The organism is Haliea sp. E1-2-M8 (genome assembly GCF_030649675.1).
Taxonomy (GTDB): Bacteria; Pseudomonadota; Gammaproteobacteria; order Pseudomonadales; family Halieaceae; genus Haliea.
Map to the genome: position 1 here is coordinate 79,676 of NZ_JAUTDR010000015.1, position 19,633 is coordinate 99,308.

Annotated in this window: 21 protein-coding genes; 12 read left to right on the plus strand and 9 right to left on the minus strand. The window is 64.6% G+C overall.

The genetic code is table 11. From position 1 onward, the window contains the following. Nucleotides 1-3 precede the first annotated feature (3 nt). Together ilvD and Q6D67_RS13845 are read left to right on the plus strand one after the other, a co-directional pair. On the plus strand, nt 4-1,848 hold the full coding sequence (gene ilvD, locus Q6D67_RS13840; RefSeq protein ID WP_304706248.1) for a dihydroxy-acid dehydratase: 1,845 nt from the start codon (nt 4-6) through the stop codon (nt 1,846-1,848). 3 nt (nt 1,849-1,851) lie between these two features. After that, complete coding sequence (locus Q6D67_RS13845; RefSeq protein WP_304706249.1) at nt 1,852-3,069, plus strand: MFS transporter; 1,218 nt, start codon at nt 1,852-1,854, stop codon at nt 3,067-3,069. A 3-nt stretch (nt 3,070-3,072) separates the two neighbouring features. Here the strand turns inward: Q6D67_RS13845 and Q6D67_RS13850 are convergent, their stop codons facing one another. From Q6D67_RS13850 to Q6D67_RS13870, 5 genes are all read right to left on the minus strand, one after another. Continuing rightward, nucleotides 3,073-3,822, minus strand: coding sequence for a cytochrome b/b6 domain-containing protein (locus Q6D67_RS13850; RefSeq protein WP_304706250.1), 750 nt, complete (start codon nt 3,820-3,822; stop codon nt 3,073-3,075). Nucleotides 3,823-3,936: 114 nt separating this feature from the next. Further along, nucleotides 3,937-4,833 carry a DUF6279 family lipoprotein gene (locus Q6D67_RS13855; protein ID WP_304706251.1) on the minus strand — a complete coding sequence of 299 codons (897 nt, stop codon included), beginning with the start codon at nt 4,831-4,833 and terminating at the stop codon, nt 3,937-3,939. Then, nucleotides 4,830-5,270 carry a VOC family protein gene (locus Q6D67_RS13860; RefSeq protein WP_304706252.1) on the minus strand — a complete coding sequence of 147 codons (441 nt, stop codon included), beginning with the start codon at nt 5,268-5,270 and terminating at the stop codon, nt 4,830-4,832. Before Q6D67_RS13860 ends, Q6D67_RS13855 begins: the two co-directional genes overlap by 4 nt. A 5-nt stretch (nt 5,271-5,275) precedes the next feature. Further along, nucleotides 5,276-6,226, minus strand: a complete 951-nt coding sequence (locus Q6D67_RS13865; protein WP_304706253.1) for a pyridoxal-phosphate dependent enzyme — start codon at nt 6,224-6,226, stop codon at nt 5,276-5,278. Then, entirely contained in the window at nt 6,226-6,945 is a 720-nt protein-coding gene (locus Q6D67_RS13870) for a hypothetical protein (RefSeq protein WP_304706254.1), read from the minus strand. The genes Q6D67_RS13865 and Q6D67_RS13870 overlap by 1 nt, the downstream gene beginning before the upstream one ends. 108 nt (nt 6,946-7,053) lie before the next feature. Between Q6D67_RS13870 and Q6D67_RS13875 the strand changes: the two genes are divergently transcribed. The 3 genes from Q6D67_RS13875 to Q6D67_RS13885 are packed head-to-tail and all read left to right on the plus strand — an operon-like array spanning nt 7,054 to nt 10,140. After that, nucleotides 7,054-8,400, plus strand: a complete 1,347-nt coding sequence (locus Q6D67_RS13875; protein ID WP_304706255.1) for a sodium:alanine symporter family protein — start codon at nt 7,054-7,056, stop codon at nt 8,398-8,400. Nucleotides 8,401-8,418: 18 nt separating this feature from the next. Beyond that, nucleotides 8,419-9,141: an aspartate/glutamate racemase family protein gene (locus tag Q6D67_RS13880; protein WP_304706256.1), complete on the plus strand. Its 723-nt coding sequence runs from the start codon at nt 8,419-8,421 to the stop codon at nt 9,139-9,141. Nucleotides 9,142-9,144: 3 nt separating this feature from the next. Then, nucleotides 9,145-10,140: a D-cysteine desulfhydrase gene (locus Q6D67_RS13885; protein WP_304706257.1), complete on the plus strand. Its 996-nt coding sequence runs from the start codon at nt 9,145-9,147 to the stop codon at nt 10,138-10,140. 17 nt (nt 10,141-10,157) lie between these two features. Here the strand turns inward: Q6D67_RS13885 and leuA are convergent, their stop codons facing one another. Then, nucleotides 10,158-11,831 (minus strand): 2-isopropylmalate synthase, encoded by a 1,674-nt coding sequence (leuA, locus tag Q6D67_RS13890; protein ID WP_304706258.1) that lies wholly within the window; start codon nt 11,829-11,831, stop codon nt 10,158-10,160. 291 nt (nt 11,832-12,122) lie between these two features. Here leuA and Q6D67_RS13895 point away from each other — a divergent pair, with 291 nt between their 5' ends. The 6 genes from Q6D67_RS13895 (at nt 12,123) to Q6D67_RS13920 (ending at nt 17,056) form a co-directional block, all read left to right on the plus strand. Then, nucleotides 12,123-12,602: an EVE domain-containing protein gene (locus Q6D67_RS13895; protein WP_304706259.1), complete on the plus strand. Its 480-nt coding sequence runs from the start codon at nt 12,123-12,125 to the stop codon at nt 12,600-12,602. Then, nucleotides 12,599-13,087 carry an Lrp/AsnC family transcriptional regulator gene (locus Q6D67_RS13900; protein ID WP_304706260.1) on the plus strand — a complete coding sequence of 163 codons (489 nt, stop codon included), beginning with the start codon at nt 12,599-12,601 and terminating at the stop codon, nt 13,085-13,087. The genes Q6D67_RS13895 and Q6D67_RS13900 overlap by 4 nt, the downstream gene beginning before the upstream one ends. A gap of 111 nt (nt 13,088-13,198) precedes the next feature. Continuing rightward, nucleotides 13,199-13,981, plus strand: a complete 783-nt coding sequence (locus Q6D67_RS13905; RefSeq protein ID WP_304706261.1) for an SDR family oxidoreductase — start codon at nt 13,199-13,201, stop codon at nt 13,979-13,981. Between the two features lie 128 nt (nt 13,982-14,109). Continuing rightward, nucleotides 14,110-15,330 (plus strand): multidrug effflux MFS transporter, encoded by a 1,221-nt coding sequence (locus tag Q6D67_RS13910; RefSeq protein WP_304706262.1) that lies wholly within the window; start codon nt 14,110-14,112, stop codon nt 15,328-15,330. A 37-nt stretch (nt 15,331-15,367) separates the two neighbouring features. Beyond that, nucleotides 15,368-16,414: a cysteine synthase A gene (locus tag Q6D67_RS13915; protein WP_304706263.1), complete on the plus strand. Its 1,047-nt coding sequence runs from the start codon at nt 15,368-15,370 to the stop codon at nt 16,412-16,414. A 21-nt stretch (nt 16,415-16,435) separates the two neighbouring features. Continuing rightward, nucleotides 16,436-17,056: an NADPH-dependent FMN reductase gene (locus tag Q6D67_RS13920; RefSeq protein WP_304706264.1), complete on the plus strand. Its 621-nt coding sequence runs from the start codon at nt 16,436-16,438 to the stop codon at nt 17,054-17,056. A 38-nt stretch (nt 17,057-17,094) separates the two neighbouring features. Here Q6D67_RS13920 and Q6D67_RS13925 read toward each other — a convergent pair whose 3' ends face one another. The 3 genes from Q6D67_RS13925 to Q6D67_RS13935 form a co-directional block, all read right to left on the minus strand. Then, a complete protein-coding gene (locus Q6D67_RS13925) occupies nt 17,095-17,748 on the minus strand; it encodes a thiol:disulfide interchange protein DsbA/DsbL (protein ID WP_304706265.1) in 654 nt (217 codons plus the stop codon). A 110-nt stretch (nt 17,749-17,858) separates the two neighbouring features. After that, nucleotides 17,859-18,494 (minus strand): cytochrome c, encoded by a 636-nt coding sequence (locus Q6D67_RS13930; protein ID WP_304706266.1) that lies wholly within the window; start codon nt 18,492-18,494, stop codon nt 17,859-17,861. A gap of 35 nt (nt 18,495-18,529) precedes the next feature. Next, nucleotides 18,530-18,823, minus strand: coding sequence for a cytochrome c5 family protein (locus tag Q6D67_RS13935; protein ID WP_304706267.1), 294 nt, complete (start codon nt 18,821-18,823; stop codon nt 18,530-18,532). A 114-nt stretch (nt 18,824-18,937) separates the two neighbouring features. On the opposite strand from Q6D67_RS13935, the gene yihA reads away from it, so the two are divergent. Continuing rightward, the gene (gene yihA / locus Q6D67_RS13940; protein WP_304706268.1) at nt 18,938-19,615 is read left to right on the plus strand and encodes a ribosome biogenesis GTP-binding protein YihA/YsxC; all 678 of its coding nucleotides are present in this window, start codon (nt 18,938-18,940) and stop codon (nt 19,613-19,615) included. The last annotated feature ends 18 nt before the right edge of the window (nt 19,616-19,633 follow it).

Sequence of the window (19,633 nt, forward strand, 5' to 3'; positions counted from 1 at the left end):
AACATGCCCGCATACCGCTCCAAAACCTCCACCCACGGCCGCAACATGGCGGGCGCCCGCGCTCTCTGGCGAGCCACCGGCATGCAGGACGGCGACTTCGGCAAGCCGATCATCGCCGTGGTCAATTCCTTCACCCAGTTCGTGCCTGGCCATGTACACCTGAAGGACATGGGCCAGCTGGTGGCGCGGGAGATAGAGGCCGCCGGCGGCGTGGCCAAGGAGTTCAACACCATCGCCGTGGACGACGGTATCGCCATGGGCCACGACGGCATGCTCTACAGCCTGCCCAGCCGGGACATCATTTCCGACTCGGTGGAGTATATGGTCAACGCCCACTGCGCCGACGCCATGGTATGCATTTCCAACTGCGACAAGATCACCCCCGGCATGCTCAATGCCGCGCTGCGCCTGAATATCCCGGTGGTGTTCGTGTCCGGCGGGCCGATGGAAGCGGGCAAGACCAAACTGTCCGAGCACAAGCTGGACCTGGTCGACGCCATGGTCATCGCCGCCGACACCGACGCCAGCGACGAGGACGTGGCCGAGTACGAACGCTCGGCCTGCCCCACCTGTGGGTCCTGCTCGGGCATGTTCACCGCCAATTCGATGAACTGCCTGACCGAGGCCCTGGGGCTTTCCCTGCCCGGCAACGGCTCCACCCTTGCCACCCACGCCGACCGGGAGCAGCTGTTCCTGCGCGCGGGCCGGGTGGTAGTGGATCTGTGCAAACGCTACTACGAACAGGACGATGCCAGCGTACTGCCGCGCAACATCGCCAATTTCCAGGCCTTCGAGAACGCCATCAGCCTCGACATCGCCATGGGTGGCTCCACCAACACCATCCTGCACCTGCTGGCAGCCGCGCAGGAGGCGGAGCTGGACTTCAATCTGCAGGACATCGACCGGCTCTCGCGCCAGGTGCCGCAGCTGTGCAAGGTAGCGCCCAACACGCCGCTCTACCACATGGAAGATGTGCACCGGGCGGGGGGCATCATGGCCATTCTCGGCGAACTGGACCGCGCCGGGCTGCTGCACCGGGACTGCCCGACAGTGCACAGCTCCAGCATGGCTGCGGCGCTGGAGGAGTGGGACATCGTGCAAACCCGGAATGACGCAGTGCATACCTTCTACAAGGCCGGCCCCGCGGGCATTCCCACCCAGACCGCGTTCAGCCAGAGTACCCGCTGGCCGAGCCTGGACCTGGACCGGGAGGGTGGCTGTATCCGCAACCTGGCGCACGCCTTCTCCAGCGAGGGCGGGCTGGCGGTGCTGTTCGGCAACATTGCCCTGGACGGCTGCGTAGTGAAGACCTCCGGCGTCGATGAGAGCATCCTCAAATTTTCCGGGCCTGCCTACATCTGCGAAAGTCAGGAGGGCGCCGTGGAAGATATCCTCGCCGACAAGGTCAAGCCCGGTGACGTGGTGATCATCCGCTACGAGGGGCCGCGCGGGGGCCCCGGCATGCAGGAAATGCTCTATCCCACCAGCTACCTGAAATCCAGGGGCCTGGGCAAGGACTGTGCCCTGCTCACCGACGGCCGCTTTTCCGGCGGCACCTCGGGGCTGTCTATCGGCCACGTCTCCCCTGAAGCGGCAGCGGGTGGTGCCATTGCGCTGGTGGAGCAGGGTGACATCATCGAGATCGACATTCCCAGCCGCAGCATCAACGCGAAGTTGAGCGACGCGGAGCTGGCGGCGCGCCGGCAGACTATGGACGGCAGGGGCAGGGAGGGGTGGAAACCGGCTGTGCAGCGGCCGCGCAAGGTCAGCACCGCGCTCAAGGTTTACGCCAGCATGGTCACCAGCGCAGACAAGGGCGCTGTGCGAGACCTGTCACTGCTCGATTAGGAGATGGCAACCGCGGCGCGCGTATCGGCCTTTGCCGAGCCCGCCTTCAGACGCTACTTCTGGTCTACCTGCCTGTCGACGCTGGGCACCTGGGTGCTGCGCTTCCTGCTGGGCTGGAGCGCCTGGGCGCTCACCGGCACCGCCACCTGGGTGGGTATTGTCAGCGCTGCAATGCTGCTGCCCACCTTCCTGCTGTCCCCCGTGTTCGGGGTGGTCTCGGATCGCATCAATCCCCGCAATGGCATGCTGCTCACCCTGTTGGGCCAGGGCCTGGTGGCCGCTGCGGCGGGCAGCGCCGAGTTGCTGGGGGTGTTTGGCCTGGGGCCGCTGCTGTTGCTGTTGCTGGCCATGGTCGCCGGCGCCATCACCGCAGCCCACCAGCCCCTGCGCCTTGCATTACTGCCGCTGTTGGTGCCCCGGGGTGTACTGCCGGGCGCGATCGGCGTCTCCGCCATTGTGTTCAACAGCTCCCGCATAATCGGCCCGGCCCTGGGGGGCTGGCTGCTTACCCGGGCATCGGCCGGGACCGCGTTCCTGGTCGCCGCCGGTCTGTTCGCGGCGGGGCTGCTGTTGCTGGCGCGGATACGGCTGGCGCCCCGCGCTGCGGCAGAGGCGGGCTCTACGCTGCTGGGAGAAATGCTCGCGGGGCTGCGCTTTGTGCGCTCGCATCAGGGAATTCGGGTCATTCTCGCCTTTACCCTGCTCAACGGCCTGCTCGGCCGCACGGTGATCGAGCTGCTACCGGCTATTTCCGGGAAATTGCTGACGGGTGATGCCGGCACCCTGGCGACCCTGACCGCGACGGCCGGGGCCGGGGCTATCGTCGGCGGGCTGCTGCTGGCGCGGCGCCGTAATGCCGGCGACGGCCTGCTGCGGCTGGTGGTGTGGAGCCAGGTCGCAGGGTCGCTGTCGCTGCTGCCGATCGCCTGGGCCGCAAGCACGTTGCGGCTGGGTGCGATCATATTCGCCCTGAGCATGGCGATGACGGTCGCCGGCATCGGCAGCCAGGCACTGGCGCAGCTGTCGACAACAGACGCCTTCCGCGGCCGGGTGATGAGCCTGTGGGTAATGGTGACCATGGGCGCCCCGGCGCTGGGTGCACTGGCGCTGGGCCCGGCGGCGGACCGGCTCGGTTTTCCGCCCATCCTGCTGGCCGCCGCGCTGCTGGTGGCGGGTGCCAGTATCTGGCTTTACCAGCGGGACGGCGCCCGGGCGCTGTAGTACCTAGTCCCGGGGCTTGCGGGGGAAAACCTTGGCGCCAGTGAACATCGCTGAAATCAGGCCGCTTCGCTCGCGAATCTCGCCCACGACCACCGCTGCGATATGAATCGGTATAAGGGCCATCAGGGCAAAGAAAGACCACTTGTGGACGGTGATGAAGGGGGTGCGCAACTCGCGCATGGCAGCATAACCTTCGGGATCCAGCAATTCCTTCTCCCCGGGTTTCAGGCCCACCAGTTTGCTGTGGTCCTCCCCCGCCCCGGTCGCCCACTCGGCAAATTCGTGCCCGAACGGCGGCAGATAGAGATCGGTGCCCGCGAGCACCAGCCCGGTAATCATTTGCGCGCTGAGGAGGAGGAACAACAGTCCCACCATCAGCCGCCCCAGCGGATTGTGACCGCGATAATGCGGTGCATCACCGGACCTCAGGCTGCGCAGGTACAGCTTGAGTTCGCGGAACCAGGCACCTCCAAAGGGCAGGGCTGCGCCCCAGCGCGCATAGCGGTTGCCGAAAAAACCCCAGACGAAACGCCAGCACAGGTTCAGCGCAAAGACGTAGCCGGTCCAGGCATGGATGGTCTTCAGCGTGACCTTGCCGTCGCTGCTGACTCCCAGGGCACCGGCGTTCAGGATCACCACACCTATTCCTGCCAGCAGCAGCACGCACAGCACATTGATCCAGTGGAACCAGCGTGTGGTCGCATCCCAGACCGGATAGGCCTGCAACGTCTCCCCGGAAACTTCCCTGACCATAACTATCCTCCGTGTCCCTGCGTATCTGCACGCGCCCGTAGACAAGGATAATGCAACAAAATGAAGCTGGCATTAAGAAACCGGCACAGTCCTGTCCTGAATCAATGCTCCGGTTCAGTTTGCCTGCAGCACGACGGCTTCAGCTTCTTGTTCACCCTGCTCCACCAGCGCCACCAGATCCCGGCGCAACTTGCCCAGTTCCCGCCGCAGGTGTGCATCCTGGCGTTCGGTGCGGCTGTTGAGCAGGCCTGCGACGGCCAGTTGGATGACCAGGGTATTGTGGTCGTAGGTGCTGCGGTAATCGGCGGACACCGTCTCGCCACGCGTCTCCAGAGCCTCGCGCAGATCTGCCTGCCAACCGGGCTCTCGCTGCAGAATAAGGTCCAGCCGCCCAATCCACTGGGCGCGGGCTTCCAGCCAGAGACTGTCGGAGCGCCGCAGCTCAGCGCAAGCGGCAGCCAGCCCCGCTTTCTGCTCGCGCTGCAGACGCCCGATATACTTGCGCGCGTTATCCCGCAAGCGCTCACAGGCATCGTCCCGGTACTCGGCCTCGTCCCGCTCCAGGTATTCTTCCTCATACTCGTCCTGCTGCTCCCGCAGACCGGCTATGAACTCGGCCATTTGCTGATCCCGCAAATCCTCGCCCAAAGCCAGCATCCAGTCCAGGGCCCGGTCCTGCAGGCGGTAGATAGCCACTTCGGCCTCCTCCGTCAGGATGCGCATATCCGCCGCGGTCAGTTCCCGGTCGAGCTTGCCCTCAACCCGGTCGAGCAGAGCGATGTAGCGGGGCAGCTCCTGCTGTCGGTGCCAGGCCAGAAAAGCCTGTAGCTCGGACTTGAGTAGACGTCCCTGGTCGCGGTCGAGGCTGACGTAATCGCCCAGGTACCAGGGCACCAGGAAGTCCAGGCGGTTGTAGGCGAATCGGGTGCTGCTGCAGCCGGCCAGGCAGACCAGCAGCAGCGCCAGGATCCAGAGCCGCGCCCCGGCGCGGGCAGGCAAGGCGGTAGTCATGGATAGTCGAGACCATCGGTGGCAAACAGCATCTCCATGTTACGGAATGCCTTGAACTCCAGATGATTGCCGGCCGGGTCGCGGATGAAACAGGTCTGCTGTTCGCCCCGGCGCCCGGCGAAGCGCACCGTGGGCTCGATGACAAACGGAATGTCCTGCTGCCGGAGCCGTGCGATCAGGGCGTCGAGGTCCACCCAGGGGAGAATGACCCCGAAGTGCGCCGCCGGCACCTCCTCCCCATCCACCGGATTGCGCGACACCGACGGCATGGCCTCAGCGGGCACCAGGTGGGCCACCAGTTGATGGCCCCAGAAGTCGTAGTCAATCCAGCGGCTGGCAGCGCGGCCGCGGGGGCAGCCGAGCAGATCGCCATAAAAATGGTCTGCTGCCACCAGGTCGTCCACGGGCAGGGCGAGGTGGAAACGGGGGTAGTCCATGCTGTTCACCAGGGTAGTCTGTCGAGGTCGAGATTACCGCCACTGATGACCGTCACCACGCGGCGACCGCGGAACCGCTCCGGATGCTCCAGCAGGGCGGCAAAACTGACCGCGCCGGAGGGCTCGACCACGGTCTTCAGCCGGGTCCACTGCAGGCGCATGGCGGCGACGATATTGGCATCGGTCACGGTGACGATGGTATCCACATACTGCTGGATCAGGGCGAAATTCAGCGCGCCGAGACCGGCCAGCAAGCCGTCGGCAATAGTATTGGGGGCAATCGAGGGCTGCAGTTCCCCCAGGCCGAAAGAGCGAAAGGCGTCATCCGCTCCTTCCGGCTCGGCGGCGACCACCTCCACCTCCGGGCGCAGGCTCTTGATAGCCACGGCGACCCCGGCCAGCAGGCCACCGCCGCCCACCGGCACCACAATCACCTCCAGGTCCGGTACCTGCTCCAGGATCTCCAGGGCCACTGTGCCCTGGCCGGCGATGACCCGCGGGTCGGCGTAGGGATGGACAACGTGCGCGCCGGTGCCGGCGACCACACGCTCCAGGGTCGCCTCGCGGGCGGCCAGGGTCGGCTCGCAGCTAATGACCAGGCCACCGTAAGCGGCCACCGCGTCCTGTTTGGCCGACGGCGCATTCGCCGGCATCACGATATGGGCGGCGATCCCGCGCCGTCGCGCCGCCATGGCGAGGGCGGCACCGTGGTTGCCCGAAGAGTGGGTGGCGACACCACCTGCAGCTTCCTCGTCAGACAGGCTGAACACCGCATTGCTGGCACCGCGGGCCTTGAAGGCGCCAACCTTTTGCAGGTTCTCGCACTTGAAGTGCACCCGCGCGCCGGTATGCGCGTCCAGCAATTCGCTGCTGTAGACCGGGGTAACATGGACATGGGCGGCGATGCGCTCACGCGCGGCGGCGATATCGGCGAGGCTGGGGGCGGAACTGGCCATTACTGTTTTCCCTGATTAACTGAAGTGCGCGGCACCGGCTTGGGCTGGACGAACTGCAGCTGCCAGCCCGCCCGGCGCCAGACCAGGTAGCCCAACAGAAAGTTGGCTTGCAGCAGCAGACTCAACACCCACTCGAAAGCGTCCTCCACCGTGTCGTACCATACGCCATCCCGGGCCTGCAGAACCACTGTCAGCACACCCAATGCCAGCAACAGGCAGCACAGCCACCACATGCCCCGGGCCAGGCCCTGCACTTGCGGCAACCGCGCTGCCAGACCCCGCAGTTGCATACTGAGCAGCAGCTGGGCGAGAAAAGTGAAGGAGAAGAACAGCACCGTGCCCGCCCGCCGCTGCAAGCGCCAGGCAGTACCGGCCTCGCCCAGCACGCTCACATACAGCACCAGCCCCAGGCAGGCGAGCAGGCCCAGCACCAGCATCCAGCGCAGGCTCTGCATACTGCCTGCCGCGGGCTGCAACCCGCGCAGCCAACTGTAATTGCACCACCAGTACAGCGCCAGCACTACCGCCGCCGGCAGCATGATACCCCGGAACACATAGCTGGCCGGTGGCTGGCGCCCGGTAGCGCTGATCGAGGTACAACTGTCGATATAGGGGTTGCACCATTCCACCAACCCATGGCTCGCCGCTACCAGCCAGGTCAGGTGGACCGCAGCGAACGGCAGGACCGCTGCCAGCAGAGCGAGAATGCGCAGGTTCATGGCGCCAAGTCTAGTACCCTGCCTCCTGGATATCGATACATTCTGACGCAGGGTACTGGCATTGCCCTGTGCTATCCTCGCCCATTTGCCAAAGGATCAGCAGCCACCATGGAGCAATTGCAGCACCTCTCGGCGAGCTTTGCCAACGCAGTGTGGGGCACACCCCTGGTGCTTCTGCTGCTGGGCGGGGGCCTGTTTTTCGCCATTTACTCGCGCTTCATGCCCTACCGCCACTTCGGCCACGCCTTCGGCATCATGCTGGGACGCCACGACACCCCCGACCAGCCCGGAGAGCTGAGCCACGCCCAGGCCCTGGCGGCCGCGCTGTCCGGCACCATGGGCCTGGGCAATATCTCCGGCGTGGCCCTGGCCATTGTCGCCGGCGGCCCCGGCGCCGTGTTCTGGATGTGGATGTCCGCGCTGGTCGGGATTGCGACCAAGTTTTTCACCTGCACCCTCGGGGTCATGTACCGGGGCAAGGACAGCGAGGGCAAGCTGCAGGGCGGGCCCATGTACATCATCCGCGAGGCCCTGCCGCGGGGCTTTTACCCGCTGGCAATCCTGTTTTCCCTGGCCGGGCTGGTCGGCACCCTGCCAATCTTCCAGGCCAACCAGTTGACGGCGCTGGTGCGGGAAAACCTGTTCCCCGGCGGCGAGCCTTTGCTGACCAGCTTCCTGATCGGCTGCGCCATGGCCGCGGTGGTCGCCTTGGTCATTTTCGGCGGCCTGCAGCGGGTGGCCAAAGTCGCCATCGCGCTGCTGCCGATCATGGTCATCACCTATCTCGCCATGACCTTGTACCTGTTGCTACTGCACTACGCCCAGGTACCCGGTCTGTTGGCCAGTATTGTCACCGACGCCTTCAACCCGCAGGCCGTGGGCGGCGGCCTGCTGGGGGTAATCCTCATCGGAGTCAGCCGTGGCGCCTTCTCCAATGAGGCCGGGGTGGGCACCGAGGTGATGGCCCACGGCGCCGCCAAAACCAATGAGCCAATCAGGGAGGGCCTGGTGGCGATGATGGGGCCGGTGGCGGATACGCTGATTGTCTGCACCTGTACCGCGCTGGTCATCCTGCTGGCGGGCACCTGGACCGACCCCGGCGACCTGACCGGCATCACCCTGACCGCCAACGCCTTCCGCGCGGACCTGGGCACGCTGGGAGTGGGCCTGCTGCTGTTTGTCACCCTGATCCTCGCCAGCACCACCATGTTCACCATGTGGTACTACGGCGCCAAATGCTTCGGCTTTCTGTTCGGCGCCCGTCTGCAGCACTATTACCGCTGGTTCTTTGTGCTGGCGGTGGTGTTTGGCGCCAGCGTCAGTATCGACGTGGTGTTCAACCTGATTTCCGGCTCCTACGGCCTGATGGCGATACCCACCATGCTCGCCACCCTCATGCTGGCCGGTCGGGTCAAGGCAGCCGCGAAGGAATACTTTCACCGCCACCCCTACTAGCTACCAGGAGCACCAGGCATGTCCGGCAGCAGCAAGCGCAGCCTCACCGTTGGCGTCCTTGGCGGGATGGGGCCAGAGGCCACGGTGGACTTCATGGCCCGGGTGCTCGCGGCCACTCCCGCCCGCGTCGACCAGGAACATATCCGCATGCTGGTGGACCACAATCCCGGGGTCCCCGATCGCCACGCCGCCATTGCCGGCACCGGAGCGGACATTGGCCCCGAGCTGGCGGCGATGGCGCGGGGGCTGGAGACCGCCGGGGCGGACTTCCTGGTCATGGTCTGCAACACTGCGCACGCCTATACTGACGCTATCCGCGCCGCAGTCCGCATTCCCTTCGTCAGTATTGTCGATGTGGTCATGGCGGCGGTGGCCGAACACCCGGCCCGCGTGGTCGGTGTAATGGCCGCGGACGGTTGTCTGCAGGCGGGCCTGTACCAGCAGGCATTGGCGGCGGCGGGGCGCGAGCCTCTGCTGTGGACGGCGGCGGAGCAGGAGCGGTTCATGGCGTTGCTTTGGCGGCTCAAGGCAGGCGAGCGCGGGCCCGCGGTACGCTCCGGCCTGCAGGCGCTGGCCGCCAGTCTGGAGTTTGCCGGCGCCGAACTGCTGCTTGCCGGCTGTACCGAGATCCCCCTGGTCCTGGAGCAGGGGGACACCGGGGTCAGGTTGCTGTCCTCAACCGACCTGCTGGTACGACATACGGTGGCACTGGCTCTCACTACATCAATCCAAGAGGAATAACCCATGCATCTGGCCCGTTTTCCCCGCATCAAACTGGCGCACCTGCCCACCCCGCTGGAGTACCTGCCACGGCTCAGCGAACACTTGGGCGGGCCGAAAATCTTCGTCAAGCGGGACGACTGCACCGGCCTGGCCAGCGGTGGCAACAAGACCCGCAAGCTCGAGTTCCTGCTCGCCGATGCCCGCCAGCAGGGCGCCGATACCGTTATTACCCAGGGCGCGGTGCAGTCCAACCACGCCCGCCAGACCGCCGCCGCGGCCGCTCGCCTGGGCATGGCCTGCGAGCTGTTGTTCGAGAACCGCATAGCCGAACCCAGCGAGGTCTACCTGAACTCCGGCAATGTCTTCCTCGACCACCTGCTCGGTGCCAAGACCCGCCATTATCCCGGCGGGGCTGACATGAACGCAGCCATGGAAGAGGTGGCCGCGGAAGTGCGCAGCCGCGGCGGGGCGCCCTACATCATTCCGGGGGGCGGCTCCAACCCCATCGGCGCCCTCGGCTACGTCGACTGCGCGCTGGAGCTGCTGCAGCAGGTCAACCAGGCGCAGCTGCACGTCGACTGCGTAGTGCATGCCACCGGCAGCGCCGGCACCCAGGCCGGGCTGGTCACCGGCCTGCGCGCCACCCATTCGGACATCCCGGTGCTGGGAATCGGGGTCAATGCCCCCAAAGAGATACAGGAAGAGCGGGTCTACAAGCTGGCGACGGCCACGGCGGACCTTATCGGCGCCGGCAACTGCGTGCGGCGGGAAGACGTGGTCGCCAACTGCGACTACATCGGCGCCGGCTACGGCGTCCCCACCGAGGCCATGCGTGACGCCCTGGTGCTGCTGGCGCGGCTGGAGGGCCTGTTGTTCGATCCGGTCTACAGCGGCAAGGCGCTGGCGGGCCTGATCGACCTGGTAAAGCAGCGGCATTTCCGGGCCGAACAGAACATCGTGTTCCTGCACACGGGCGGCTCCGCCGGACTGTTCGGTTACCGCAACGACCTGCTCTGACGCCGTCGCTGTGCGCGTCAGGCCGCGGCGGTCTGGCCCTGCTCCGCGGCCTTGTTGATGGCGCCCAGGATCCCCTCCAGTGAGGCCTGGATAATATCCGGGCTGCGGCCGACACCACAGTAGCGCTCGCCGTCTATGTTGAGCTGGATATAGCACACCGCTTCCGCATCCGCGCTCTGGCTCAGGGCATGCTCACTGTACTCCACCAGCACGATCTGCCGGCCGGTAAAGCGCTGCATGGCGTCGACAAAGGACGCTACCACGCCATTCCCGGTGCCGTTCAGTGTGCTGCGACTGCTGCCCTCCAGCAGTTCCGCGCGCAGCTGGTCGACGTTGTCGGCGCGGCTGACCTGATAGTCACCCAGGCGCCAGCGGCCGGCGCCGGACAGGTAGGTGCGCTGGAACAGGTCGTGGATGGCCTGCGGCGACAGCTCCGACTCCTGCTCCTCGGCATGGGCCTGCACCACCGGGCTGAAGTCGATCTGCAGCCAGCGCGGCAGCGCGTAGCCGAAGTTGCTCTCCAGCACATAGGCAACGCCGCCCTTGCCGGACTGGCTGTTGATGCGGATTACCTCCTGGTAGGAGCGGCCGATGTCCGCCGGGTCTATGGGCAGGTAGGCGACCTGCCAGGGGGCGCGCTCATCGCGTCGCGCCAGGCATTTCTTGATCGCATCCTGGTGGCTGCCGGAGAAAGCGGTGAACACCAGTTCGCCGGCGTAGGGGTGGCGGGGATGAATCGGCAGCCGGGTGCATTCCTTCACGGTCTGGATGATTTCGTCCATATGGCCCAGCTGCAGCTTGGGGTCCACGCCCTGGCTGTAGAGGTTCATGGCCATGGTGACGATATCCATGTTGCCGGTGCGCTCACCGTTGCCCATCAGGGTGCCCTCCACCCGGTCGGCGCCCGCCAGCACGCCCAGCTCCGCCGCCGCCACGCCACAGCCGCGGTCGTTGTGGGTGTGCAGGGAAATCAGCAGGGACTCCCGGTTGGCCACGTGATCGCAGAACCACTCGATCTGGTCCGCGTAGACGTTGGGGGTGCTCATCTCCACGGTAGCCGGCAAATTGATGATCACCGGCTTTGCCGGGGTGGGCTGCCAGACGGCGGTCACCGCATCGACCACCTCCACGGCGAAGTCCAGCTCGGTGCCGGTGAAACTTTCCGGGGAATACTCGAAGACCCACTCGGTTTCCGGGTAGTGCGCCGCGGTGTCGCGCACCAACTGGGCGCCCTGGGCGGCAATATCAATGATTCCGGCCCGGTCGAGGCCGAACACCTGCTCCCGCTGCACGGTGGAGGTGGAATTGTAGACGTGCACGATCGCGCGCCGGGCCCCGCGCAGGGCCTCGAAGGTCTTCTCGATCAATTCGGGGCGGGCCTGGGTCAGCACCTGGATGGTGACATCATCCGGAATCCGGCCCTTTTCAATCAACTCGCGGCAGAAGTTGAAATCATGGCTGGAGGCGGAGGGAAAGCCGACCTCGATCTCCTTGAAACCGATCTTGACCAGCTGGTCCCAGAGGCGGGACTTCTGGCGCCCGGTCATGGGCTCGATCAGCGCCTGGTTACCGTCGCGCAGGTCCACACTGCACCAGCTTGGGGCGCGGGTGATCTCCCGATCCGGCCAGCGCCGGGAGGTCATCCGGATGGGCTCGAACGCCTGGTATTTTCGGTAATCAAACTGGCTCATGCTCGCCTGTCCTCTGGTGCTGTTTGCTTTGGTGAAACATGGAGGCTGTTCACCTGCGGGTCGCGCGGATTGTAGCCCGCCTGACCGGCCCTCGTGAGGCCTCGCTCTGTTACACGGCGCCGGGGTGGTGCGGCGTGCGGCGGCGACAGGTGATGCTTCAGCCGAGTGCACAGTATAGGCGCATACCCGTGGTGTTTTGCTGCAAATAACCAAGCGCAAGCGGCTATTATTGGTTTATTATTGTTCATTAATAGATATTTCTGAGATTATTCTCCACGGAGGGCGCAAACAATGGCCTGTTGGTTGCTCAAAACCGAACCCGATACCTTCAGCATTGATGACCTGGCGTCGCGCCCGCAGCAAACCGAGCCCTGGGACGGTATACGCAATTACCAGGCACGCAACTTCATTCGCGACGGCATGCAGGTGGGTGATGACGTGCTGGTCTACCATTCCAGCTGTGCCGTGCCGGCGGTGGTCGGCCTGGCCCGTGTGGCCAGCGAGGCGCGCCCGGACCCGAGCCAGTTCGACCCCGAATCCCCCTACTGCGACGCCGGCAGTGACCCCGATAATCCACGCTGGCTGCTGGTGGATGTCCACTATGAACGTCACCTGTCGCGGCCGCTGCCACTGGCGGAACTGAAGCAGCACGCCGAAGCCCTGGGCGACTTCGCCCTGCTCAAACGCAGCCGCCTGTCGGTGATGCCGGTCAGCGCTGCCCAGCGGGATTTCATTCTGGCGCTCGCTGTGGACGGGAGTGCCGGCGCATGAAACTGGACCGCACCGACCGCCGCATCCTCGACATCCTGCAACGGGACGGGCGCATCAGCAACCTGGAACTGGCCGAGCGCATCGGCCTGTCAGCCACACCCTGCTCCCGGCGGGTGAAGCGGCTGGAGGAATCCGGGCTGATCCGCGGCACCGCCACTCTGCTGGACCAGTCGCGGCTGGGGCTCAAGCTGACCGCCTACATCGGGATCAGCATGGACCGCCACACCCCCGACCGCTTCGACGCCTTCGAGGCCCGGGTCAGCGAGTTTCCCGAGGTCATGGAGTGTTCCGTGGTAACCGGGCAGAGCGCGGACTATCTGCTCAAGGCAGTGGTGCCGGATATGCAGTACTACGAGCGCTTTCTGCTCGGCAAGCTGACGCGGATACCCGGCGTGACCGGGGTGCACTCCAGCTTTGAACTGCGGCGCGTGGTGCAGAACACGGCCCTGCCCCTGGACCATATCAGCAACGAAACCGAAGTCTGAGCAGGTGCCGCCGCCCGCGACACAATCCGGCCACATTTGCTGGCCGCTGCGGGGCTTGCCCGCCCGCCGTGCTTGCGGGCATTATCGAATAAAACCCAACGGAGCTGTGGCATGAAGGCAATGAAGGACAAGGTGGCGCTGGTCACCGGCGGCGCCAGCGGCATGGGCCGCATCATCGCCCTGCGACTGGCGGGCAATGGCGCGCGGGTTGCCATCTTTGACGTGAACGAAGAAGGGCTGGAGGCCACGGCCGCCGGGCACGACAATATCACCGCCATCCGCTGTGACATCGGCGATCTGGCGGATGTCGAGGCCAAAGTTGCGCAGGTGCAGGAGACCCTGGGGCCCATCGACCTGCTGGTCCACGCGGCAGCGCTGATGCCCAGCCACAAGCTGGTCGACCACACCCACGCGGGCATGGAGCGCCTGTTCCGGATCAACTATTTCGGCACCACCTACATGGTGCAGGCGGTCCTCCCGGAGATGCGCAAGCGGCGCAGCGGACGGGTTATCGCTTTCGGCTCCATCGCGGGCCATGCGCTGGTAACTCACATGGGCGGCTACTGCGCCACCAAGTCCGCGGTCAACACCTATATGGAAGTACTGCAGAATGAATTGCGCAACTCCGGGGTTCGGATCCACCTGGTCTGCCCACCCGCGGTCAACACGCCCCTGATCGATCAGACGCTCGCCACCGACAGCCCCGGCAGCCTCATCGAAGCGAAAAAGTCCGGTCGGCTCTCAGACCCGGAAAAAATTGTCGACGCCATAGAAAAGGGCGTCGACCGGGACAAGGACATTATCTACCCTGGCGAAGCCCGTCTGCTGATGCTGTGGCACGCCCTGTTCCCGCGCCTGTGGTGGAAGACCGTGCTCAAGTTCGAGAAAGACTGAACCGGAGCGCCGGCCGCCGCAGCGGCGGACCGTCGGACCGTCGGAGCGCCGGAACGCCGGAACGCCGGAACGCCGGAACGCCGGACCGCGTATGCCACCGGGGGTGCCCGTGTTAGCATCCCCGCCCCATGACAAACCGACACCTCACCGCTGACTCCCGCTGGCTGCTGGTGCTGCTCGCGGCGCTGGTTGCGCTCGGGCCGCTCAGCGTGGACATGTACCTGCCCGCCATGCCGGCCATGCGCGCCGCGCTCGACACCAGCGTCGGCAACATCCAGCTGACCCTGAGCGTATACCTCGCCGGTTTTGCGCTATTCCACCTGGCGTGCGGGCCCCTGGCAGACCGCTACGGACGCAAACCGGTGATTATCGCCGGCACCCTGTTGTTTGTCCTCGGCTGCATCGGCTGCAGCCTGGCGACCACGGTGGAGGAGCTGCTGCTGTACCGGTTTTTGCAGGGTATTGGCGCCTGTGTCGGGCCCACCCTGGCGCGCACCATCACCCGCGACCTGTTTGGTCCCAGGCGGGCGGCACGGGCGCTCTCACTTATTGCCATGCTGATGGCACTGGCGCCCGCGGTGGCGCCGAGCCTGGGCGGCCTGCTGATGCTGGTGTTTCCCTGGCCGAGTATCTTTGTCTTCCTCGGGAGTTACGGTGCCCTGATGCTGCTGCTGGTGCAGCGCTACCTCGGCGAATCCCTGCCCGCCCCGCAAAGCCTGCACCCGCGCACCATTCTGCGCAATTACAGCACTTTGCTGCACAGCGGCCCCTTCATGACGGTGGTGGTCACCAGTTCCCTGGGCTACGCGGGCCTGATGGTCTACCTCGCCTCAGCCGGGTTCGTCTACCTGGAGATGCTGAATGTACCGGTGCTCTACTTCGGGCCGATATTCCTGACCACCGTAGCTGGCTATATCAGCGGCAGCGCGCTCAGCGCCCGCCTGGCGAGCCGCCTGGAATCTCCCAGTGTGCTGCTGCTGGGGACGGCGCTGGCGGCGACTGCGAGCATCTGCATGGGCGCGGCCGCCAGCGTTTTTCCGCAGAGCATACTTGCCCTGATGCTGCCGATGATGCTCTTCACCGCAGGGTTGGGGCTGACTCTGCCCCACGCCATGAGTCTGGCCCTGCTGCCGTACCCCCACATGGCGGGCACCGCCTCGGCCCTGCTGGGGTTTATCCAGATGGCAATCGCAGCTTCCGCCGGCGCGCTGGTCAGCCTGTTTCTGGAGGATTCGCCCCGGCCGATGCTGATCGCCATGGCGGTGCTGGCGTTGCTCGCGCTGGCCCTGGCGCAGCGGGTCCGCAGGCAAAGCTTCACTGTCCCGGAGCCGGCTCCGCGTCGGCAATGAGCTGAACCGCCACGTTGGCGGCAAACAAGGGGAGGCTATGGCATACTGCGGCGACCCCGCCACGGAGACTACCGCCTTGCACAGCGCCGCAGATGTAACCCAGCTGATCGGCAATACGCCGTTGCTTTACCTGCGCGAGGTCTCGGAGCGCACCGGCTGCCGTATCCTCGGCAAGGCCGAGTTCCTGAACCCGGGCGGCTCGGTCAAGGACCGTACCGCACTGGGCATTATCCGCGCCGCCGAGGCCAGTGGCGAACTCCGCCCGGGCGGCCGGATTGTTGAGGGCACCGCGGGCAACACCGGCATCGGCCTGACCCTGCTGGCGAATGCGCTGGGCTACAAAAGCACGGTTGTCATGCCGATCAGCCAGAGCAAGGAGAAGATCGACACCCTGGAACTGCTCGGGGCCGACCTGCACCTGGTTCCCGCGACCTCCTACAGCGAACCGGGGCATTACATTCACACTGCCCAGCGGCTGGCGGAAAAATGCGCCTGCTCCGAAGCCGCGGGCGCCATCTGGGCCCGCCAGTTCGACAACCTTGCCAACATGGCCATTCACCGCGACACCACCGGTGAAGAGATCTGGACCCAGACCGGCGGCGAAGTTGACGGCTTCATCTGTGCGGTAGGAACCGGGGGCACACTGGCGGGCGTCTCCCACGCCCTCAAGTCCCATCGGCCTGACATCACCATCGGTCTGGCGGATCCACAGGGCGCATCCCTCTACCACTATTTCAACGATGGGAGTCTGGCCGCCAGCGCGGGCAATTCCATCGTCGAAGGCATTGGCATCAACCATATCACCGGGAATATCGCCGAGGCTCAAGTGGACACCGCGTTCATTATTAGCGATGAAGAGGCTCTGCCGCTACTGTTCGACCTGCTGCAACACGAGGGACTGTGCCTGGGCGGTTCGGCCGGCATCAACATCGCCGGCGCGGTACGGCTGGCGGAGCAAATGGGGCCTGGACACACCATCGTCACCATCCTCTGCGACTACGGCAACCGCTACCAGAGCAAGCTGTTCAATCCCGCATTCCTGCACAACAAGGGCCTGCCGGTGCCGGCCTGGCTCGATATCTGACTCCAATCCATGAGGAACGCAATGAAGATAGGCATCATCAGCGGCAGCCACCGACCGGACTCCCAGAGCAGCAAGGTCGGGCGTCACATTGAGCAGACCCTGACGCAGCAGGCGCTGTGCGAGAGTTGCTGGTTCTACGACCTGGGCGGCAACCCACTGCCGCTGTGGGACGAAGGGGTGTGGGATCAGGACAACCAACACTGGCAGCAGCAGCTGGAACCCCTGCGGCAGGAACTACACAGTTGCGACGGCTTTGTCATGATCTCACCGGAGTGGCACGGCATGGTGCCGGCGGGATTGAAGAACTTTCTGCTGATGTGGGCGGCGGGTGGCGAACTGGCGCACAAGCCGGCCCTGATTGTGTCGGTCTCGGCCTCGCTAGGCGGCGCCTATCCAGTGGCGGAGCTGCGCATGAGCGGGTACAAAAACAGCCGTCTTTGCTTCCTGCCCGAGCATCTGATCGTGCGCAATGTCGGGTCTGTGTTCAACGCCGACAGCAAGGATAATGACCCGAAGTCGCAGCAGTACCTGAGCGACCGCCTGCTTTATTGCCTGCAGCTGTTGCGGGAATATGCCCTGGCCCTGCGCCAGGTACGGCAGAGTGGCAAGGCATCCCTGGAGGTCTACAGCACGGGGATGTAGCCGAGCCGTGCTGCGCCCGGCCCAGCAACCTGGTTACTTCAGGAAGCGCTGGCCGTTGCGGCGATTGCGGCGCGTTCCTTTGCAATGAGGAAATCGGCGATTTTCAGCATGTTGGCCTGGCTGCCGGCCTTGCGAGTGCTGATGCGATACTTGCCGTTCACCATCATCTCTGGCGTACCGGTGATCTTGGCTGCCCGCGCCCGGCTGTTGGCCTGGCGCACCTGGCTTTCGACCCCGAAGGCACTGAACGCCTTGTCAAATTTCTCGCCGCTGACCCCGTTGTCAGTAAACAGCTTGCGGATCTCCGCTTCCGAGGCGAGGCGTTTGCCATCGACATTCATGGCCTGGAACATCACCGTGTGCATGGAGTCGAGCACCCCCAGCACGTCTGCGGCATAGTACATTGCCGCGTGCAATTCCATGGGCTTGTTCCAGACTGCCGGGGAACCCACGAAAGTGACATCGTCACCTAGCGATTCCTTCCACCGACTTACCAGCGGCTCAAACGTGTAGCAATGGCCACAGCCGTACCAGAAGAACTCCACCACCTCGACCTTGCCCGGGTCAGCGGTGCGGATAGCCGGCGTGATCAGGTCGTAGTGGGTGCCTTCTTCCCAGGTTTGTGCGTCCTGGGCAGTAGCCGCCAGCGGGGCCAGTATCATCAGGGCAAGAACAAGGAAACGCTTGAGCATGGGTCTCTCCATGATTGTATGTTGTTAGTCAGACCATGAATCCGGCGCGGCGTTCTGCCCCTGACAAAAAAGGTGGCCGGGGCCACCTTGCAGGGGGCTGCGCGAACTGTCTATCTGAGACCAGCGGCGTAGCTGGCGACGGCTTCTATTTCCATATCGCTGAGGCCAAATGCGTTGCTGCGCATGATCCTGGTATCGCCGTCGTTGGTACGGCCGGTCGGATCCTCATAGCCTTTGCGGTACTCACGCAACTGGGTGGCAATATATTCCGGATGCTGGCCCGCCAGCGCCGGATACCCCGCCAGGGCATTGCCCTTGCCAGCAGGTGAGTGGCAGCCGGTACAGGCCGCCACTTTGCGCTCGGCGACGCCGGCACGGTAGACCTTCTCACCGAGAGCCACCAGGTCGGGATCAGTCTGGCTGCCACTGATTTGCTTGGCAGCGTAAAAAGCCGCGATATCAGCCAACTGCTGGTCGGACTTGCCGTCGAGCAGGCCAGCCATGGTCGGGACCGGGCGGGCACCGTCGCGAATATCCATCAGCTGCTTGTACAGATAGCGCGCACCCAGCCCCGCGATCTTGGGGAAGGTTGGAGCCATGCTGTTGCCGTCGGCGCCATGGCAGGCTGCGCAGACGGCCGTCTGTGCCTCTCCCGAGGCGGCATCGCCCTCGACAAAGGGTACCGCCGCACCGGCCGTGTGAGCGAAACCCAGCAGGGCGCCGCAGAGAACAAGAACTTTCTTCATGACACTTCCAGATCTGGCTAGGTAAGACCGGCAGATTACTCTGCGGGTGTGGACATGTAGGTGATCAGGGCGGCGTAGTCTTCATCGCTGCAATCAAAACACATGCCCTTGGGTGGCATGGCGTTGAGGCCGTTCTTGACCGACTGCACAAGCGCATCCATGCCTTTTTCCATCCTGGGCGCCCAGGCAGCTGCATCACCAGTCTTGGCAGCCCCGGCGACACCCGCGTTATGGCACACCGCACAACTCTTGTTGTACTTGTCCATGGGCGGCTGCGCCATGGCACTGGCGGCAAACAACATTGCACTGACCGCTAACAATTTCTTCATTCTACACCTCGGCTGATCGCTGGGTTGTGCTGGCGCGGGAGAATTTCCCACGGCCAGTAAAAAAGCTGTAGCATTATATACGACTTACCCAACGCAAAAAAGGCAACTCCCCCAATGCAGACCCCGGCCCCGGCCAATCCCGACTATCGCAGCGCCAACTTTCTCACCAGCGCCAGCAAGCTGTCCCAATGCCCTGAAGACGACGGCTGGGAGGTTGCGTTCGCCGGCCGCTCCAATGCAGGAAAATCTTCTGCAATCAATAGCTTGACCGAAAACACCAAGCTCGCCCGGACCTCCAAGACACCGGGCCGCACCCAGTTGATCAACTTCTTTTCCCTGAGTGAACAGCAACGCCTGGTGGACCTGCCGGGGTATGGCTTTGCCAAAGTGCCGTTGGCGGTGAAGCGGGAGTGGGTCCGACAACTGGAAAATTACCTGCAAAAAAGGCAGAGCCTGCGCGGGCTGGTACTGTTGATGGACGTGCGCCACCCTTTGCAGACCTTCGACCAGCAGATGCTTACCTGGGCAATCACCGCCGGAATGCCGGTACACATACTCCTTACCAAGGCCGACAAGCTCAAGAACGGGCCCGCCCGGAGCACCCTGCTGCAGGTGCAAAAGGAGTTGCGACAGTACGGCGACCTGGTAAGCGTGCAGCTGTTCTCAGCGCTCAAGCACAGCGGCCACAAGGAACTCATCGCGGTCCTCAATGCCTGGCTCACGCAGCCCGGAACGCCCGATGAAGGTGGCAGTCTGGAAGAGGAGGGTGGCGAGGCGGAACCCGGGGCATAAAAAACCCGGTTGCCCGTA

Bases quoted from the DNA above. Each gene is read 5' to 3' on its own strand.
- Q6D67_RS13920 (WP_304706264.1), top strand. From the start codon at position 16,436: ATGAAGATAGGCATCATCAGCGGCAGCCACCGACCGGACTCCCAGAGC.
- Q6D67_RS13925 (WP_304706265.1), bottom strand. From the start codon at position 17,748: ATGCTCAAGCGTTTCCTTGTTCTTGCCCTGATGATACTGGCCCCGCTG.
- leuA (WP_304706258.1), bottom strand. From the start codon at position 11,831: ATGAGCCAGTTTGATTACCGAAAATACCAGGCGTTCGAGCCCATCCGG.
- Q6D67_RS13850 (WP_304706250.1), bottom strand. From the start codon at position 3,822: ATGGTCAGGGAAGTTTCCGGGGAGACGTTGCAGGCCTATCCGGTCTGG.
- Q6D67_RS13900 (WP_304706260.1), top strand. From the start codon at position 12,599: ATGAAACTGGACCGCACCGACCGCCGCATCCTCGACATCCTGCAACGG.
- Q6D67_RS13885 (WP_304706257.1), top strand. From the start codon at position 9,145: ATGCATCTGGCCCGTTTTCCCCGCATCAAACTGGCGCACCTGCCCACC.
- Q6D67_RS13870 (WP_304706254.1), bottom strand. From the start codon at position 6,945: ATGAACCTGCGCATTCTCGCTCTGCTGGCAGCGGTCCTGCCGTTCGCT.
- yihA (WP_304706268.1), top strand. From the start codon at position 18,938: ATGCAGACCCCGGCCCCGGCCAATCCCGACTATCGCAGCGCCAACTTT.
- Q6D67_RS13875 (WP_304706255.1), top strand. From the start codon at position 7,054: ATGGAGCAATTGCAGCACCTCTCGGCGAGCTTTGCCAACGCAGTGTGG.
- Q6D67_RS13915 (WP_304706263.1), top strand. From the start codon at position 15,368: ATGGCATACTGCGGCGACCCCGCCACGGAGACTACCGCCTTGCACAGC.
- Q6D67_RS13845 (WP_304706249.1), top strand. From the start codon at position 1,852: ATGGCAACCGCGGCGCGCGTATCGGCCTTTGCCGAGCCCGCCTTCAGA.
- ilvD (WP_304706248.1), top strand. From the start codon at position 4: ATGCCCGCATACCGCTCCAAAACCTCCACCCACGGCCGCAACATGGCG.
- Q6D67_RS13935 (WP_304706267.1), bottom strand. From the start codon at position 18,823: ATGAAGAAATTGTTAGCGGTCAGTGCAATGTTGTTTGCCGCCAGTGCC.
- Q6D67_RS13905 (WP_304706261.1), top strand. From the start codon at position 13,199: ATGAAGGCAATGAAGGACAAGGTGGCGCTGGTCACCGGCGGCGCCAGC.
- Q6D67_RS13930 (WP_304706266.1), bottom strand. From the start codon at position 18,494: ATGAAGAAAGTTCTTGTTCTCTGCGGCGCCCTGCTGGGTTTCGCTCAC.
- Q6D67_RS13860 (WP_304706252.1), bottom strand. From the start codon at position 5,270: ATGGACTACCCCCGTTTCCACCTCGCCCTGCCCGTGGACGACCTGGTG.
- Q6D67_RS13855 (WP_304706251.1), bottom strand. From the start codon at position 4,833: ATGACTACCGCCTTGCCTGCCCGCGCCGGGGCGCGGCTCTGGATCCTG.
- Q6D67_RS13865 (WP_304706253.1), bottom strand. From the start codon at position 6,226: ATGGCCAGTTCCGCCCCCAGCCTCGCCGATATCGCCGCCGCGCGTGAG.
- Q6D67_RS13910 (WP_304706262.1), top strand. From the start codon at position 14,110: ATGACAAACCGACACCTCACCGCTGACTCCCGCTGGCTGCTGGTGCTG.
- Q6D67_RS13895 (WP_304706259.1), top strand. From the start codon at position 12,123: ATGGCCTGTTGGTTGCTCAAAACCGAACCCGATACCTTCAGCATTGAT.
- Q6D67_RS13880 (WP_304706256.1), top strand. From the start codon at position 8,419: ATGTCCGGCAGCAGCAAGCGCAGCCTCACCGTTGGCGTCCTTGGCGGG.